14 protein-coding genes are annotated in these 16850 nt (G+C 73.2%); 10 read left to right on the top strand and 4 right to left on the bottom strand.

Features of this window, described 5'->3' with window-relative positions; translation table 11 throughout:
* Nucleotides 1-9: 9 nt before the first annotated feature.
* Entirely contained in the window at nucleotides 10-717 is a 708-nt protein-coding gene (locus VGD70_RS10820; RefSeq protein WP_331080681.1) for a response regulator transcription factor, read from the top strand.
* A 10-nt stretch (nucleotides 718-727) separates the two neighbouring features.
* The gene (locus tag VGD70_RS10815; protein ID WP_331080679.1) at nucleotides 728-2020 is read left to right on the top strand and encodes a HAMP domain-containing sensor histidine kinase; all 1293 of its coding nucleotides are present in this window, start codon (nucleotides 728-730) and stop codon (nucleotides 2018-2020) included.
* A gap of 60 nt (nucleotides 2021-2080) precedes the next feature.
* On the opposite strand, the gene VGD70_RS10810 is transcribed toward VGD70_RS10815, so the two are convergent.
* On the bottom strand, nucleotides 2081-3832 hold the full coding sequence (locus VGD70_RS10810; protein ID WP_331080677.1) for a phosphatidylglycerol lysyltransferase domain-containing protein: 1752 nt from the start codon (nucleotides 3830-3832) through the stop codon (nucleotides 2081-2083).
* Nucleotides 3833-3988: 156 nt separating this feature from the next.
* Here VGD70_RS10810 and VGD70_RS10805 point away from each other — a divergent pair, with 156 nt between their 5' ends.
* From VGD70_RS10805 to VGD70_RS10780, 6 genes are all read left to right on the top strand, one after another.
* Complete coding sequence (locus VGD70_RS10805; RefSeq protein WP_331080675.1) at nucleotides 3989-5149, top strand: phosphodiester glycosidase family protein; 1161 nt, start codon at nucleotides 3989-3991, stop codon at nucleotides 5147-5149.
* Nucleotides 5150-5185: 36 nt separating this feature from the next.
* Nucleotides 5186-5770: a hypothetical protein gene (locus VGD70_RS10800; protein ID WP_331080673.1), complete on the top strand. Its 585-nt coding sequence runs from the start codon at nucleotides 5186-5188 to the stop codon at nucleotides 5768-5770.
* Nucleotides 5770-6441: an ABC transporter ATP-binding protein gene (locus VGD70_RS10795; RefSeq protein ID WP_331080671.1), complete on the top strand. Its 672-nt coding sequence runs from the start codon at nucleotides 5770-5772 to the stop codon at nucleotides 6439-6441. Before VGD70_RS10800 ends, VGD70_RS10795 begins: the two co-directional genes overlap by 1 nt.
* Entirely contained in the window at nucleotides 6438-7151 is a 714-nt protein-coding gene (locus VGD70_RS10790; RefSeq protein ID WP_331080669.1) for an ABC transporter ATP-binding protein, read from the top strand. Before VGD70_RS10795 ends, VGD70_RS10790 begins: the two co-directional genes overlap by 4 nt.
* Complete coding sequence (locus VGD70_RS10785) at nucleotides 7148-9790, top strand: ABC transporter permease (RefSeq protein WP_331080667.1); 2643 nt, start codon at nucleotides 7148-7150, stop codon at nucleotides 9788-9790. The genes VGD70_RS10790 and VGD70_RS10785 overlap by 4 nt, the downstream gene beginning before the upstream one ends.
* Before the next feature lie 74 nt (nucleotides 9791-9864).
* Nucleotides 9865-10644, top strand: a complete 780-nt coding sequence (locus tag VGD70_RS10780) for a hypothetical protein (protein ID WP_331080665.1) — start codon at nucleotides 9865-9867, stop codon at nucleotides 10642-10644.
* Between the two features lie 21 nt (nucleotides 10645-10665).
* Here the strand turns inward: VGD70_RS10780 and VGD70_RS10775 are convergent, their stop codons facing one another.
* Genes VGD70_RS10775 through VGD70_RS10765 form a run of 3 tightly spaced genes read right to left on the bottom strand, consistent with a single transcriptional unit; the run spans nucleotide 10666 to nucleotide 14341 of the window.
* Nucleotides 10666-11718 (bottom strand): ABC transporter ATP-binding protein, encoded by a 1053-nt coding sequence (locus tag VGD70_RS10775; RefSeq protein WP_331080663.1) that lies wholly within the window; start codon nucleotides 11716-11718, stop codon nucleotides 10666-10668.
* Nucleotides 11715-13304 carry an iron ABC transporter permease gene (locus VGD70_RS10770; protein WP_331080661.1) on the bottom strand — a complete coding sequence of 530 codons (1590 nt, stop codon included), beginning with the start codon at nucleotides 13302-13304 and terminating at the stop codon, nucleotides 11715-11717. Before VGD70_RS10770 ends, VGD70_RS10775 begins: the two co-directional genes overlap by 4 nt.
* Nucleotides 13305-13321: 17 nt before the next feature.
* The gene (locus VGD70_RS10765) at nucleotides 13322-14341 is read right to left on the bottom strand and encodes an iron ABC transporter substrate-binding protein (protein WP_331080660.1); all 1020 of its coding nucleotides are present in this window, start codon (nucleotides 14339-14341) and stop codon (nucleotides 13322-13324) included.
* A 262-nt stretch (nucleotides 14342-14603) separates the two neighbouring features.
* Here VGD70_RS10765 and VGD70_RS10760 point away from each other — a divergent pair, with 262 nt between their 5' ends.
* Both VGD70_RS10760 and VGD70_RS10755 read left to right on the top strand, forming a co-directional pair.
* Nucleotides 14604-16667, top strand: a complete 2064-nt coding sequence (locus tag VGD70_RS10760) for an MMPL family transporter (protein ID WP_331080658.1) — start codon at nucleotides 14604-14606, stop codon at nucleotides 16665-16667.
* Nucleotides 16668-16670: 3 nt separating this feature from the next.
* On the top strand, nucleotides 16671-16850 hold a 180-nt coding region (locus VGD70_RS10755), incomplete at its 3' end, for a hypothetical protein (protein ID WP_331080656.1).

Raw genomic sequence — 16850 nt, 5'->3', positions numbered from 1 at the left:
GCTGGGCGCGTGGCGAGACTCCTGGTGGTCGAGGACGACCAGACGATCGGCCAGGTGCTGCAGGCGAGCCTGCAGCAGCACGGCCACGACGTGCGCTGGCAGCGGACCGGCCGGGACGCGCTGCGTGACGCCGCCGGCAACACCTTCGACCTCGCGCTCATCGACCTGGGCCTGCCGGACCTCGACGGCACCGAGGTGTGCCGCCGGTTCCGCGAGATCCAGCCCGCCTGCGTCCTGGTCATCGTCACCGCGCGGGCCGAGGAGATGGACGTCGTCGTCGGGCTCGAGGCCGGCGCCGACGACTACCTCACCAAGCCGGTGCGGCTGGCCGAGCTCCACGCGCGGATCCGGGCCCACCTGCGCCGCGAGTCCAGCGCCAACGAGGACGCCGAGCTGGTCGAGATCGGCCAGCTGCGCATCGACCCGGCGGCGCGCCGGGTCACCGTCGCCGACCACGAGCTGTCGTTGCGTGCCAAGGAGTTCGACCTGATGCTGAGGCTGGCCCGGGAGCCCGGGGTCGCCGTCCGGCGAGAGACCCTGATGGCCGACGTGTGGGACGCCCAGTGGTTCGGCTCCACCAAGACGCTGGACGTGCACGTCGCCGCCATCCGCCGCAAGCTCACCGAGGCCGCCGGGGCCGGGCAGGTGCCGGAGATCGCCACCATCCGCGGGCACGGCTACCGGCTGGAGCCGCCGGCGGCGCCGGCGTCGGGCTGAGGGCGGACGGGTGCGCAAGCGCATCGTCGCGGTGTCCCTGCTGGCCGCCGTACTGGCGATCACGTTGTTCGGGGTGCCGCTGGCGGTCGGCGTCGCCCGGTACTACCTCGACGACGAGCGGGCCGAGCTGGAGCGGCTGGCGGACTCGGTCGCGCTCACGATCGCGGCCACGCTGGTCCGCGGCGAGGTGCCCGACCACCTGCCCGTCACCCAGGAGTCCACCTCGGTCGCGCTGTACCGGGTGGACGGCACCCGCCAGCTCGGCAACGGGCCCCCCGACCTGGAGGACGCGGTGTCCGGGGCCGCCCCGGACGCGGTGATCTCCGCGGACACGCCGAGCGAGCTGGTCCTCGCGGTGGCGGTCGGCGACGGGTCGCGGGTGCTCGGGATCGTCCGCGCGGCCACGCCCAGGGCCGAGGTGTGGCAGCGGACCGTGGTCACCTGGACGGGCATGACGGTGCTCGGCGTGGTCGCCATCGTCACCACCTGGGCGATCGCGCGGCGCCAGGCCCGCAGGCTGGCCGCGCCGCTCGAGGAGCTGACGGACGCCGCGCACCGGCTCGGCAGCGGCGACTTCACCGTCCGCGCGGCCCGCTCGGGCATCGACGAGATCGACTCGGTGGGCAACTCGCTGGACACGACGGCACACCGGCTGACCGACCTGCTCGCCCGCGAGCGCGCGTTCTCCGCGGACGCCTCGCACCAGCTGCGCACCCCGCTCGCCGGGCTGCGCCTGCAGCTGGAGTCCGCATTGGACACTCCGGGGGCCGACCTGCGCGACTCGATCACCGCCGGCCTCGCGACGACCGACCGGCTGGAGCGCACGATCGACGACCTGCTCGCACTCGCGCGGAACTCCCAGCCGGACGGCGGGATCGGGCCGCTCGGCCCGCTGCTGGCCGAGCTCGAACACGACTGGCATGGGCTGCTCGCCGAGCAGGGCCGCGCCCTCCGGGTCGACGTCCGGTCCGATGTGGCCGGTTTCGTCGTGGCCGCGCCGGTGCTGCGCCAGATCGTGACCGTCTTACTGGACAACGCACTGCGCCACGGCCGCGGCGCGGTCTCGGTCGCCGTGCGGGACGCGGGCAACGCGGTGGCCGTGGACGTCTCCGACGAGGGCCCGGGCATCGAGATGGACGCCGACCCGTTCCGCCCCCGCGCGGAGCCCACCCCGTCGGCGAACGGCCACGGCATCGGCCTCGCCCTGGCCCGCCGCCTGGCCGAGGCCGAGGGAGGCCGGCTGCGGCTGGCGCAACCAGCGCCCCCCACGTTCACGCTGCTCCTCCCGACCCGGCACGCCTAGGACCCGACCAGGACGCCCTTTGGGAGCGTCCTCGAGGAACACCGGCTTCCGCGGACGCCGCTAGGACGCCACCGGCTCCGGCACGGCGTCGAGCGGCTCGCGCGACAACGCCGAGCGCAGCAGCCTCGGGCGGCCGCCGAAGCCCTCGGCCTCCATCGCGGCCAGCACGATCCTCGGGAGTTCGCGGCCGGCGGGGAAGGCGATGTAGCGGGGCACCCAGGTCGGCGCGAACTTCGCGTTGAACCGGTACAGGCTCTCGATCTGCCACCAGCGGGAGCCCAGCCGCAGCAGCCGCGCCCACATCCGGTCGATCGGGCCGGCGCCGATCCGCTCGCCGCGCGCGAGGGCGGCGCGGAACACCGCGAAGTTCAGCGACACCCGCCGGACGCCGAGGGCCGCGCAGCTCTCCAGCAGCTCGATGATCATCAGCTCGTTGAGCCCGCTGTCGGAGCTGGTCCGGTCGCGGCGCATCAGGTCCAGCGACAGCCCGTCGGGGCCCCACGGGACGAACTGCAGCAGCCCGCGCACCTGACCCTCGCAGGACGCGGTGACCAGCACGCAGTCGGCGTCGCGAGGATCCGCGGCGCGGCCCAGGGCCATCGAGTAGCCGCGGTCGGGCTCGCTGCCGCGCCACCGCTCCATCAGCTCGGCCAACATCTCCCGCTCGGCGGGGTGCAGCTCCGCGACCGTGCGGACGTCGACGCGGTACCCGGCCTTGCGGGCCCGGGTGACCATCTTCCGCGCGTCCCGCATCGCGCGGCCGTGCAGGGTGAACTGGTCCACGTCGACCACGGCCTCGTCGCCCAGCTCGAGCACGCGCAGCCCGTGCCGGTTGTAGACGGTGGCGCCACGCGTGGAGCAGCCCAGCACCGCGGGCACCCAGCCGAACCGGGCGCAGGTGTCCAGGAAGCCGGTGATCGCACCCGGCCACGCCTCCGGGTCGCCGAGCGGGTCCCCGGAGGACAGCGCCACTCCGGCGAGCGTCCGGTAGGTCACCGCCGCCTTGCCGGTCGGGGAGAACACGACCGACTTGTCCGACCGCAGCGCGAAGTAGCCGAGCGAGTCGTGCCCGCCCTGGGTGGCGAGCAGCGCGCGTAACCGCTGCTGGTCCTCCGCGCTCATCGACGGCGCCGGTTCCGCGGAGCGCAGCAGGAAGTAGCCGCCGAGCACGACCGCCGTGACGCCGAAGACGAGGCCGACCACCGCCGTCAGGTCGTCCAGCGCCAGGCTGGTGAAGCGCACCGGGCCGGTCACGCCGCCCAGCGCCAGCACCGAGTGCGCCAGCCGCGCGCCGGTCGGCGGGGTGCCGACCAGCCGGTTCGACTGGACCATGAGCAGGACGAAGTCGATCGCCACGCCGATCGCGGCGAACTGGACGAAGACCCGGATGGCGTACCAGCGGCCGATCGCCGGGTCGGGCACCGCGGTGAACCGGTCGCCGTTGGCCAGCAGCACCACCAGCAACCCCAGCAGCAAGGCCGCGGGAACGAGCGACGGCAGGTACCGGTGGTGCAGCACGAGCTGCAGGCCGGTGACCGCCCCGGTCAGCAGCACCGCCAGCTGCCACGCGCGGCGCTTGCGGCGGCGCAGCCCGGTCGCGAGGGACACGAGCCCGGCGCCGGCGACGGCCATCGCCGCGGCAGCCGCCAGGGTCACCTCGGGCGGCAGGCCCAGCCACTCGGCGACGGGTGACCGGAGCAGCCGCCGGCCGGGAAGTACGGCGGCGAGCACCGCCAGCACCCCGGCCGCTCGGGTGAGCCAGGCGACGATCGCGATCGCCCGCCCGTTTTGTCCATCATGGACATTCGACATCGGCTACCTCTACCCCTGTAACACTCGGCTCAGGGTGCTATTTGACGCCCAGAATCCGGTTCGCGCACCCTTTCCGGCGGGCGAGTTGGCGAAGTTTGCCATCGGCTAACCTTGAGCTGGCCACGCCAGTACCCGCACCTCCATAGCGTCACGGTTATGACCGACACAGTGGGTATGCGGCCCCCCAAGGCGCGGCGGGCAGGACGAGCACGACGGGTCCGGCGGTTCGTGGGGGTAGCCCTCCTACTGGCGCTGATCTATCCGGCGGTGACCTACGCGCAGGCGCTGACCTACCCGGGCAACGCGACCGTAGCGGTCCGCACGGTGGACTGGCTGCGCGACTCCATGGGCGCGGGCGCGCTGGTCGACGCCGTCGAGAACTGGTGGTACGGCCGGCACGCCCCGGCGAACACCCAGCCGGCCGCCAACACCGTGCCCCACCAGCTCGCCCACCAGGCCAAGCCGGTCGGGTCGCGGCCGGCCAAGCTGGCCACCCACGGGGTCCCCCTGCGCGGCGAGGGCGCCTGGGTGCCCGCCGACAGCCAGGGCGCCGTGTACACCACCTTCTTCCGGCCGGACACCCAGCACGCCAGCGTGCTGGCCGGCGCGGCCTGGATCAACCAGGACCTCGTGACCACCCAGCTCGTCCCCGGCACCCGGGAACCGGTGCCCAACCGGAGCGCCCCCGCCCGGGTGCCGGCGAGCGACCGCTCGCGGCTGGTGGCCGTGTTCAACTCGGGGTTCAAGATGGTCGACGCCAACGGCGGGGCCTACCTCAACGGGCAGACCCTGGTCCCGCTCCGCAACGGCGCCGCGTCGCTCGTCATCCACCGCGACGGCACGGTGTCGATCGCCCAGTGGGGGCGCGACGCGCACCTGACGAACGACGTCGTCGCGGTCCGGCAGAACCTGGACCTGATCGTGGACCACGGCCACGTGGTGTCCGGGCTGGACGTCAACCGGGACGCCCGGTGGGGCAGCTCGCGCAGCCAGTTCCAGTACACCTGGCGCTCCGGCATCGGCACCGACTCCGCCGGCCACCTGATCTACGTCGCCGGCAACCAGCTCACCCTCGCGACGCTCGCCGAGGCGATGAGCCAGGCCGGGATCGTGCACGGCATGCAGCTCGACATCCACTCCGACATGGTCGCCTTCAACACCTACGACCCGGGCCACAGCTCCTTCGCGCGCAAGCTGCTGCCGGCCATACCGGGCCCCGCCGACCGCTATCTGAGCACCGACCTCCGCGACTTCTTCACCGTCACGCTGCGCTCCGGCCCGCACACGTCCGCCGGCGCCCGGTCGATGTCGCACTGAACGTCTCGCTGAACCGAACCGAACCACGGAGAACAGATGAAGCTCGTTCCCACGCTCGCCACCTTCCTGGCCGCCGCGGCGCTGCTCGCCGCGTGCGGGCAGAGCACCACCCCGCAGGCCCCGACGAGCGCGCCCAACCCGAACGCGCCGGAGCCAAACGCGGCCGGGGACATCCCGGACAACCAGGTCTACGTGCCGTTCAGCCCGGCCGACCACACGTTCACCGTGAAGGTGCCCGAAGGCTGGGCACGCACCACCGACGGCACGGCGACCGTGTTCAGCGACAAGTTCAACAGCGTCCGCGTCGAGGCCGCGCCGCGGCCGCAGGCGCCGACCGTGCAGACCGCGACCGCCGAGGAGGTGCCGACGCTGCGGGCGCTGCCCGGCTACAAGCCCGGCGCGGTGGACCCGGTGAAGCGCACCGCGGGCAACGGGGTCCTGATCACCTACCAGGCGACGTCGCCCGCGGACCCGGTGACCGGCAAGACCGTCACCGAGTCGGTCGAGCGCTACGAGTTCTGGCACGGCGGCCGGGAGATCATCATCACCCTGACCGGCCCGAAGGGCGCCGACAACGTCGACCCGTGGCGCACCGTCACCAACTCGCTGCGGTGGCCGTGATGACGAGCACGGAACCGGCCGTGCGGGCCCGCTCGCTGTACCGGTTCTACCGGGCCGGCGAGGAGGAGACCCTTGCCCTGCAAGGAGTCTCGCTCACGGTGCGCCCGGGCGAGCTGGTCGCGGTGACCGGGCCGTCCGGGTCGGGCAAGTCGACCCTGCTGGCCTGCATCGCGGGCATGGACGACCCCGACGGCGGCAGCGTCCACATCGCCGGGCAGCGGATCAGCCACCGCCCCGAGCGGGCCAGGACCCGGCTGCGCGCCGGCCTCGTCGGCATCCTGTTCCAGCAGGCGAACCTGCTCGAGCACCTCACGCTCGCGCAGAACCTCGCGCTGGTGCAGGGTTTCGCCCGCGGCCACAAGCGCGCGGACCGGCGCGAGCTGATCGCCGCGATGGGCCTCGAGCACCGCGGCCACGCCCGGCCCAGCGAGCTGTCCGGCGGCGAGGTCGCCCGCGCCGGCCTCGCCGTCGCCCTGGCCAACAAGCCCGCGGTGCTGCTGGCCGACGAGCCGACCGGCGAGCTCGACAGCAACACCGAGGCACGGGTGCTCGAGCTGCTCACCGCCGCCACCAAGGACGGCACCGCCGTGCTCATCGCGAGCCACAGCCCCGCGGTGGCCGCCATCGCCCACAACATCATCCGCCTCGACGACGGAAAGGTCCGGTCATGATCGCCCGCAGAACCGTCCGGCCCGCCGAGCTGAGCGCGACCGCCGACGCCACCCTCGACCCGGCGGTGCTGGTCGAGTGCGTCGACCTCGCGCGCACCTACGGCTCCGGTGCCGCCGCGGTGGTCGCCGTGCACGGCGCCACCTGCCGGATCAAGCCCGGCGCCCGGGTGGCGCTCACGGGCCCGTCCGGCTCCGGCAAGTCCACCCTGCTGCACCTGTTCGCCGGCCTCGAGCACCCCACCACGGGCACCATCGACTGGCCCGCACTCCCCCGCCGCACCGAGATCGGGCTCGTGTTCCAGGGCCCGAGCCTGCTGCCGGCCCTGGACGTCACGGAGAACGTCGCCTTGCCCCTGCTCCTGGCCGGCCACCGGCCCGACGACGCGACCGAACGTGCCCTGCAGGCCATGAGCCGGCTGGGCATCGACGAGCTCGCCGGCTCACTGCCCGACGAGCTCTCCGGCGGGCAGGCCCAACGGGTGGCCATCGCCCGGGTGCTCGCCGCCCGGCCGCTGCTGATCCTGGCCGACGAGCCGACCGGCCAGCTCGACCGGCACACCGCCGACCGGGTCCTGTCGGTGCTGCTGTCCACCGCGGACGAGGTCGGCGCCGCGCTCGTGATCGCCACGCACGACCCGACCGTCGCCGGCCGGCTCGCCGAACAGTGGCAGATGCGCGACGGCCGCCTCGACCGGGGACGGGACCGATGATCGGGACCTGGGCCGCCGGCCTCATCCGCCGCCGCGGCGCCCGGCTGGTCGCGATCGCCGGCGGGGTCGCCCTCGCGGTCGCCCTGCTCGCCGCGCTCGGCAGCTTCCTGTCCGGGGCGCAGGCCTCGATGACCGCCCGCGCGGTCCGCGGTGTCACGATCGACTGGCAGGTGGCCGGTGCCAACACCGCCGACCTCCAGAAGGCCCTGCAGAACACGCCGGGCGTGCGGCGTACCGAACCCGTCGGCTACGCCAGCACCAGCGGCCTCGTCGCGACCACCACCGCGACGGCCGGTGCCACCACCCAGACGACCGGACCGGGCAAGGTCCTCGGGATCCCGGCGGGTTACCCGTCGGCGTTCCCGGGCTCGGTGCGCGTCCTGGCCGGCACCGACCACGGCGTGCTGGTGGCCCAGCAGACCGCGGCCAACCTGCACGTCGCGCCCGGCGACACCGTCCTCATCGGACGGACCGGGCTCGCGCCCGTGTCCGTCGTGGTGACCGGGATCGTCGACCTGCCGCACGCGGACACGATGTTCCAGAACGTCGGCGCGCCACCGTCGGCACAGCCGAAGGCGCCGCCGGACAACATCGTGCTGCTCGACCAGCCGTTGTGGCACACCACGTTCGACCCGCTCGCCGCCGCCCGGCCCGACCTCGTGCACTCCCAGGTCCACGTGGCACTCGGCCACCAGCTGCCGAGCGCACCCGCGGACGCCTACACCTCCGTCACCGCCGCGGCCAACCACTTCGAGGCCGCCACCTCCGGTGCCGGCGTGGTCGGCAACAACCTCGCGGCCGCGCTGGACGCCGCCCGCGCCGACGCCGCCTACGCGCAGATCCTGTTCCTGTTCCTCGCAACGCCGGCCGCCGTGCTGGCCGGCCTGCTGACCGCGACCGTGGTCAGCACCGGGGCCGTCCGCCGGCGGCGCGAGCACGCGCTGCTCCGGGCCCGCGGCGCCACGGCGGGGAACCTGCTGAGCCTCGCCGCGGTCGAGGCCGTCCTCACCGGCGTGGCCGGTGCGGCCGTCGGCCTCGGCGCTGCCGTGCTGATCGACCACCTCGCGTTCGGCACCGCGGCATCGCTCAGCTGGAGCGTGGCAGCGGCGGTGGTCGGGCTGGCGATCGCGGCCGCGACCGTCCTGATACCGGCCTGGCGCGACCTTCGAGTGTCCACAGTGGCCTCGGGGCGCATCCTGCAGCGGACCACCCGCGGTCCACTGTGGAGCCGGTACGGGCTGGACCTGATCCTGCTCGCGGCCGGTGGCATCGTGTTCTGGTCCACCAGCCGGGGCGGCTACCAGCTCGTGCTCGCCCCCGAGGGCGCGCCCACGATCTCGGTGTCCTACTGGGCCTTCGCCGGCCCGGCACTGCTGTGGACCGGCGCGGCCCTGCTGGCCTGGCGGCTGACCGACCTCGCGCTCGGCCGCGGCCGAGGCCTGCTGCGGCACGTGCTGCGACCGCTGGCCGGCGGGCTGTCCGGCACGGTGGCGAACTCCCTGTCCCGGCAGCGATCCCTGCTCGCCAGGGCGATCGTGCTGCTCGGCCTCGCGCTCGCCTTCGCCGCGTCGACCGCCACCTTCAACGCGACCTACCGCACGCAGGCCGAGGTGGACGCCCAGCTCACCAACGGCGCGGACGTCACGGTCACCCCGTCCCCCGGCGCCGAGACGCCACCGTCGGACGCGAACCGGCTCGCCAAGGTGCCCGGGGTCCACGCGGTGGAGCCGGTCCAGCACCGCTATGCCTACGTCGGCACCGACCTGCAGGACCTCTACGGCGTGCGGCCGAGCTCGATCACCGGCGTCACCGCGTTGCAGGACAGCTTCTTCCAGGGTGGCACCGCGCGCCAGCTCATGGACCGGCTGGCCGCCCAGCCGGACAGCGTCCTGGTCAGCGCGGAGACCGTGAAGGACTTCCAGCTCCACCCGGGAGACCAGCTCAACCTGCGGCTGCAGAACGGGCGCACCAAGCAGCTCGTGACGGTGCCGTTCCACTACGCGGGGGTCGTCAGCGAGTTCCCCACCGCGCCGAGCGACAGCTTCCTGGTGGCCAACTCCACCTATGTCGCCAAGATGACCGGCAGCTCCACCGTCGGCGCGTTCCTCGTCGACACCAACGGCGCCAACAGCACGGCGGTGGCCGAGGGCATCCGCAACCTGCTCGGTCCCTCGGCGACGGTGACCGACCTGGCGCACACCCGCACCACGATCGGCTCGAGCCTCACCGCGGTCGACCTCGCCGGGCTCAGCCAGGTCGAGCTCGGCTTCGGGCTGGTGCTCGCCGCCGCCGCGGGCGCCCTGGTCCTCGCGCTCGGCCTCGCCGAACGGCGCCGCTCGTTCGCGATCGCCGCCGCGCTCGGCGCGACCCCACGCCAGCTCCGGGCGTTCGTCACCGGCGAGACCGCCGTCCTCACCGCGGGCGGTCTCATCAGTGGCGCGCTCACGGGCTGGCTGCTGTCCCAGGTCCTGGTGAAGGTCCTCACCGGGGTGTTCGATCCGCCACCAACGGCGCCCACGACGCCGTGGCCGTACCTGGCCGCGGTCACGCTCACGCTACTGGCCGCGCTCGCGGCCGTCACCGCCGCGACCATCCGGCTCGCCCGCCGGCCACCGCTGCGGGTCCTGCGTGAGCTCTGACCCAACCCGTTGAACACCGAACAAAGGAGTTGCCCGTGCCGCCATACCCGCAGCACGTCTCGAGTGGTCGCACAATGCTCAACAAGGTCCCGGAAGTCACCATCATCTTCTGGATCATCAAAGTTCTGTCCACGACGGTCGGGGAGACCGCGGCGGACTATCTGAACTTCGACCTGAACCTCGGGCTCACCACCACCACGTACGTCATGAGCATCCTGCTCATCGTGGCCCTGGTCGTGCAGTTCCGGACCACCCGCTACATACCGTGGGTCTACTGGCTCGCCGTGGTGCTGATCAGCATCGTCGGCACCCTGATCACCGACAACCTCACCGACACCGCGGGGGTGCCGCTCGAGACGACCACCATCGTCTTCAGCGTCGCACTGGTGCTCACCTTCGCGATCTGGTTCGCCGTCGAGCGGACGCTGTCGATCCGGAGCGTCGACACGACCCGCCGGGAGGCGTTCTACTGGCTGGCGATCCTGTTCACCTTCGCGCTCGGCACCGCCGCGGGCGACCTGGCCGCCGAGAAGCTCAACCTCGGCTACGCCACCGCCGCGCTGATCTTCGGCGGGCTCATCGCGGTGATCGCCCTCGCCCGCTTCGGCGTGAAGCTCCACGCGGTGGTGGCGTTCTGGCTGGTCTACATCCTGACCCGGCCGCTCGGCGCGTCGCTCGGCGACCTGCTGAGCCAGAAGTCCGACGCCGGCGGCCTCGGCCTGGGCGCCACCATGACCAGCGTGCTGTTCCTCATCACGATCATCGCCCTGGTCGGCTACGTCTCCGCCGGCGCACGGCCCCGGGACGCCATCACGATCCCGGCAGAGGAGGCCACGGCGGAAATCTCGAGTTGACCATCAACCATCAGGAGGTCGTTACGGCGCCACGCCGTTCGTAGCCGGATACGCCAGGCCACGGCCGACCACGGTGAGCCGGACCTCACCGTTCAGCGTGGTCAGCTCGTGGCCGGCGATCCGTGCGGTGACGGGGATCCCGTCCGGCAGCACGTCCAGCCGGACCGACGCGTCGTGGCCGTAGTAGCTCACGTCGCGGATCCGGGCGAGGATCCCGGTGGTGGCCGTCGGCGTGAGCCGCAGCTGCTCGGGGCGGATCAGCACCTGCGCCACGCCCTCCACAGTGGACCGTTCGATCGGGACGGTCCCGAGCACGCACTCCGCCAGGCCGTCCCGGATCGTCGCGGGCAGCAGCACCGCCTCGCCGACGAACGCGGCCGTGGCGGAGTCCGCCGGCGTGCCGTACACCTCGGCCGGGCTGCCCAGCTGGGCCAGCCGCCCGTCGCGCAGCACGCCGACCTGGTCGGCCAGCGACAGCGCCTCGGCCTGGTCGTGGGTGACCAGGATGGTGGTGGCCTTGCTGGTCCGCAGCGCCTCGCGCACCGCGCGGCGGGTGCTCTCCCGCAACCCCGCGTCCAGCGCGGAGAACGGCTCGTCCAGCAACACCACCGACGGCTCCGGCGCGAGCGCCCTGGCCAGCGCCACCCGCTGCTGCTGCCCGCCGGAGAGCTCGTGCGGGTAGCGGCGCGCCAGCGCGGTGGGCATGCCGACCAACTCGAGCAGCGCGGCGACCCGGCCGGCGTCCCCGCGGTCGCGCCGGGGCAGCCCGAAGGTGATGTTGGCCGCCACCGACAGGTGCGGGAACAGCGCGCCCTCCTGGGCGACGTAGCCGACCCTGCGCCGCCGGGACGGGACGCGGCGGCCCGGGCCGAACACGACCTCGTCGCCGAACTCGATCGTGCCGCCGTCCGGGTCGGCGAACCCGGCGATGAGCCGCAGCAGCGTGGTCTTGCCGCACCCGGACGGCCCGAGCACGGCGGTGAGGCTGTTCGCCGGCACGTGCAGGTCGACACCCGCGAGTACCGGGGCGCCGGTGAACGACTTGGTGAGGCCGGCGACGGTCAAGGAGGTCATCCCAGCGGCTCCCTTCGCAGCTGTCGGGTGAGCAGGTAGGTGGCCGGGGCGGAGATCAGCACCATCACCGCGGCGTACGGGGCGGCCGCGCCGTAGGCGATGCTGCTGCTCTGGCTCCAGAACTCGGTGGCGAGGGTCTGCGTGCCGGTGGGCGCCAGCAGCAACGTGGCGGTCAGCTCGGTGACCACGGCGAGGAACACCAGGGCCGCGCCCGCGCCGAGCCCGGGCGCCACCAGCGGCAGCGTCACCCGGCGCAGGGTCGCCAGCCGCCCGCTGCCCAGTGCGGCCGCGACGTCCTCGAGCACCGGCGGGGTCTGCGCCAGCGACGCCCGGATGCTCACCATCGCGCGGGGCATGAACAGGATCCCGTAGCCCACCACCAGCAGCCCGGTCGTCTGGTACAGCTCCGGGGTGAGCCGGATCGCGACGGTGACCAGCGCCAGCGCCACCACGATGCCCGGCAGCGCGCTGCCGGTGTAGGTGGCGCGCTCGAGCATCGTGCTGAGCCGGCCGCGGTGCCGGATGCTGAGCCAGGCCAACGGGATCGCCGCGACCGTCGTCACCAGCGCGCCGAGCAGGCCGAGCCCGATCGAGGTGCCGGTGGTGCGCAGCAACAGGTCGACATCGATGCCGGCCGAGCTGCCGGTGGCCAGCCAGTAGCCGAGGCTCACCAGCGGCACCCCGAGGGCCAGCGCCACCAGCGCGGCGAGCAGCAGCACCGCAGGAGCGCTCAGCACCCCGAGGCGCACCCGGACCGCCGGCCGCGCGGCTCCCCCGCCGGTGCGTGCGTACCGGGCCCTGCCCCGCAGCCGCAGCTCGCCCACCAGCAGCACCAGGCAGCACAGCACCAGCACGCCGGCCAGCATGTTGGCCGCGGGTCCGCTGAACGTCGAGCGGTACTGGTCGTAGATCGCGGTCGTGAAGGTGGGGAAGCGCAGCATCTGCAACGCGCCGAACTCGGCGAGCAGGTGCAGGCCCACCAGCAGGCAGCCACCCAGCAGCGCCGGGCGCAGCTGCGGCAGGGTGCTGCGCAGGAACGTGCGCAGCGCGCCGTGCCCGAGCGAGTGCGCGGTCTCGTCCAGCGCCGGGTCCAGGCCGCGCAGCGTGGCGGCGACCGGCAGGTAGACGAACGGGAAGTAGGACAGCGTCACGATCAGCAGCGCGCTGCCGTAGCCGCTGGCCGAGGGCACCAGCGACACCCAGGCGTAGCTGTTGACGAACGCCGGGATGGCCAGGGGCGCCACCAGGAGCACGGAGAACACCCGCCGGCCCGGCAGCGACGTGCGTTCCACGAGCCACGCGGCGGCGGTGCCGAGCACCCCGCACGCGAGCATCGCGCCGACCATCAGCCGCACGGTGTTCCACAGCAGCTCGCCGACCCGCGGCCGGAACACGAGCGCGCTCCCCTGTGCCCACCCGATCTCGATCGTGTAGCCGACGATGAAAGCCAGCGGTATCAACATGACCAGGGCGACGACCACGCCGACGGTGAGCACGCCGACGGGGTACCGGCGGCCGGGCCGGGACGCGCGGCTGCCCGCGACGTCGAGGACGTCGCGGGCAGCCGGCTGATCGACCCTGGTCACCTAGCGCGCTCGCGGTGTCATAGGAGCCCGGCGTTCTGCATCAGCTCGACCACCTTGGGACCGTTGAGCTTGGCGACGTCGATGGTCGGCGGGTCGAGCTCGGCCAGCGGCTTGAGTGCCGGGTTGGCCGGCACGTCGCTGGCGATGGAGTACTCGAGGGCGGTGCTGGCGGACAGGATCTCCTGCCCCTTCTTGCTCGTGAGGTACCGCACGAGCTTCTGCGCGTCCGCCTGGTGCTTGCTCACCTTGAGCACGCCGGCGCCGGACACGCTGAGGAACGCGCCGGGATCCTTGCCACCGAAGAACTTCAGCTCGGTGTTGTTGCTGTTGGTCCCGGACTCCGCGCGGTCCTTGTACCAGTAGTAGTGATAGATGACGCCGGCCTGGATCTCGCCGGCGTTGACGGCCTTCATCACCGCACCGTTGCCCTGGTAGATCTTCGCGTTGGCCTTGAGGCCGGCCAGCCAGTCGGCCGTGGCGGCCTCGCCCTTGACGTCGAGCACCGCGCTGACGATCGCCTGGAAGTCCGCGCCCGCCGCGGCCACGCCGAACCTGCCCTGCCACTGCGGCTTCGCCAGGTCCATGATCGACGCCGGCAGCTTGTCCGCGGTGAGCTGGGTGTTGTTGTAGGCGAGCACGGTGGCCCGCGCGGCGAAGCCGGTCCAGTTCTTGCTCGACGGGACGAACTGGCCGGGCACCTGCGCCAGCGTGGCGGCATCGACCTTGGCGAAGCCGCCGTGGCTGTCGACCAGGCTCATCGCCGGCGAGTTCTCGGTGACGAACACGTCGGCCGGCGAGGCGTTGCCTTCCTGGACGATCTGGTTGCCCAGCTCGAAGTCCTCGCCCGACCGGATGTCGACCTTGATCCCGGTATCCTTGGTGAACCCGGCCACCATCGCCTTCACGAGGTCCTCGTGCTGCGCGTTGTAGAGCGTCAGCGTCGACGACCCGCCGGCCGCGGCGCCGTCGCCGTTCCCGCACGCCGTCAGCGACCCGACGGCGACCACGGCCGCGGACACCAGTGCCGCCGTCCGCATGGACCAACGCATTCTCGACCTCGAATTTCCAGCCGCATCGCGACTTAGGCAAGCCAACTCTAAGTTACGCTGAGATCCGGTCCCCGTCCGCATGATCGCCGCACGAAGTAAGGATAGCCTCCGCTAACTTCTACCGGTAGGGGAAGATAACCGGCAGGCTGGTGCGGGTCAACCACGGGAGTACGCGCGACTGTCCACCCCGGGCAGACGCGGCAGGCCACCCCCGCGGGCCACCGTGTGCACACAACACACGGAGGTCGCCATGTTCACGTTGCCCGCCGGGCGCCGAGGCAAATGGGTCACGATGGCCCTGTGGGTCCTGCTGCTGGTAGCGGCGTTCCCGCTGGCGTCGGGAATGAGCTCGGTGCAGAGCGACGACGTCACCGACCGGCTGCCGGCCGGCGCGGAGTCGACGCTGGTGCACGACGTCGAGGCCCGCGTGCCGGGGTCGCCGAACGAGGAACTGCTCGTCGTCTACCACCGCGCCGGCGGGCTCGCCGGCGGGGACGCCCGCGCGGTGGCCCGGCAGCACGACACGCTCGCACGCGAGTTCGACGTCGCCATGCCGCCGGTGCCGTCGAAGGACGGGACCGCGCTGATGTACGCGGTCACCCGGCCGGCCGGCGGCGCGGACGCGGGGACGGCCGCGTTCGTCGAGCGCGTGCGCACGGTGACCGCCGACCTGCCGGCCGGGCTCTCGGCCGAGGTCACCGGCCCGACCGCGGTCGGCGCGGACGTCGGCGCCGTGTTCGACGGCATCGACACCACGCTGCTGCTGGTGACCGTGCTCGTGGTGGCGTTCCTGCTGATCCTCACCTACCGCAGCCCGTTCCTGTGGCTGGTGCCGCTGCTCACCGTCGGGGCCGCCGCGTTCCTGTCGACGGCGCTCGTGCGGGTGGTCGCCGGGGCGCTCGGCCTCACGGTCAGCACGCAGAGCTCGTCGATCATGATCGTGATGGTGTTCGGCGCGGGCACGGACTACGCGCTGCTGGTGGTCGCGCGCTACCGGGAGCAGCTGCGCCGGCACGCCGACGTGCACGCCGCGATGCGGGCGGCGCTGCGCGGGGTGGGTCCGGCGATCCTCGCGTCCGGGTCGACCGTCGCACTCGGGCTCGCGTGCCTGTTTGTGGCCGAGATGAACGACATCTCCGGGGTCGGCGTGATCGGCGCGATCGGCATCGTGGCGACGCTGGCGACCATGCTGACGCTGTTCCCCGCGGTGCTCACCGCCTTGGGGCGCAAGGTGTTCTGGCCCCGGGTGCCCGAGCTGGGCAGCACTCCCCCGGCGAGCCGGGACCGGTGGCGGTGGGTGTTCGGCCGGCCGCTGCGGACCGCGGCGGGCTCGGCGGTCGTGCTCGGCGCGCTCGCGATCGGCATGACGGGCCTGTCGACCGACCTGCGGCAGGCCGACTCGTTCACGACCACCCCGGAGTCGGTCACCGGGTTCGCGACGCTGGCGAAGGCCTACCCCGGTCAGGGCGGCCGGCCGCTGACCGTCGCCACGCCGACCGACCGGGCCGCCGAGGTGCTGGCCGTCGCCCACGCGACCGACGGGGTCGTCTCGGCGGAGACCTCCCGGGAGGGCAACGGCTGGACGCTCGTCGACGTCGTGCCCGCGGCCGGCCCGGACACCGATCGGGAGGCGGCCGTGATCGCGCGGCTGCGGGCCGACCTGCCGGCCCCGGCGCTGGTCGGCGGCGAGGGCGCGGAGCGGGTCGACACCGAGGCCGCCAGCGCGCGGGACACCTGGCTGGTGATCCCGATCGTGCTCGCGGTCGTGCTGGTGGTGCTGTTCCTGCTGCTGCGGGCGCTGGCCGCGTCGCTGCTGGTGGTCGGCGCGGTCGTGCTGTCCTACCTCGCCGCGCTGGGCCTGGGCACGCTGGTGTTCCACGGGCTGCTCGGGTTCGCCGCCGCCGAGCCGACGATGCCGGTGCTGGTGTTCGTGTTCCTCGTGGCCTTCGGCGTGGACTACGCGATCTTCCTGGTCGCGCGCATCGCCGAGGACCGCGCGGAGCTGGGCACCGAGGCCGCGACCCGGCGGGCGGTGGCGGTGACCGGGCCGGTCATCGCGTCGGCGGGGCTGGTGCTCGCCGCGACGTTCGCGGTGCTCGCCTCGCTGCCGTTCGTACCGATGGTGGAGATCGGGGTGGTGGTCGCGGTCGGCGTTCTGCTGCAGACTCTGCTGGTAGCGCCCGCGTTGCTGGCGCCGCTGATCGTGGGTCTGCGCCGCTGGATCTGGTGGCCGGGCCCGGCGACTGACGACGCTGAGCCCGAGGAACCGGGTGCGGCGGATCAGCCGGTGCTGGTGACCGAGGGACGGAGCTGAGGAATGGCAGCGGCGGGCAGGGGCGCGTGGGCTGCGTTGTCGCGGTGGGGAGTCGGCCCGTCCGACGTGCTGCTGACCGCGGCTCTCCTCGCCGTGCCCCTGGCCGCCGTACTCTTCCTGCCGGAACACTGGCTCGACGGCGAGAAGGTCGACACCCTCGGGGTCGTCCTGATCGTGCTCGCG

It is taken from the genome of Actinophytocola sp. (assembly GCF_036402745.1).
GTDB lineage: Bacteria > Actinomycetota > Actinomycetes > Mycobacteriales > Pseudonocardiaceae > Actinophytocola.
Note: the sequence above shows the minus strand (reverse complement) of the source record. Positions and strands in the feature narration are given on the sequence as shown.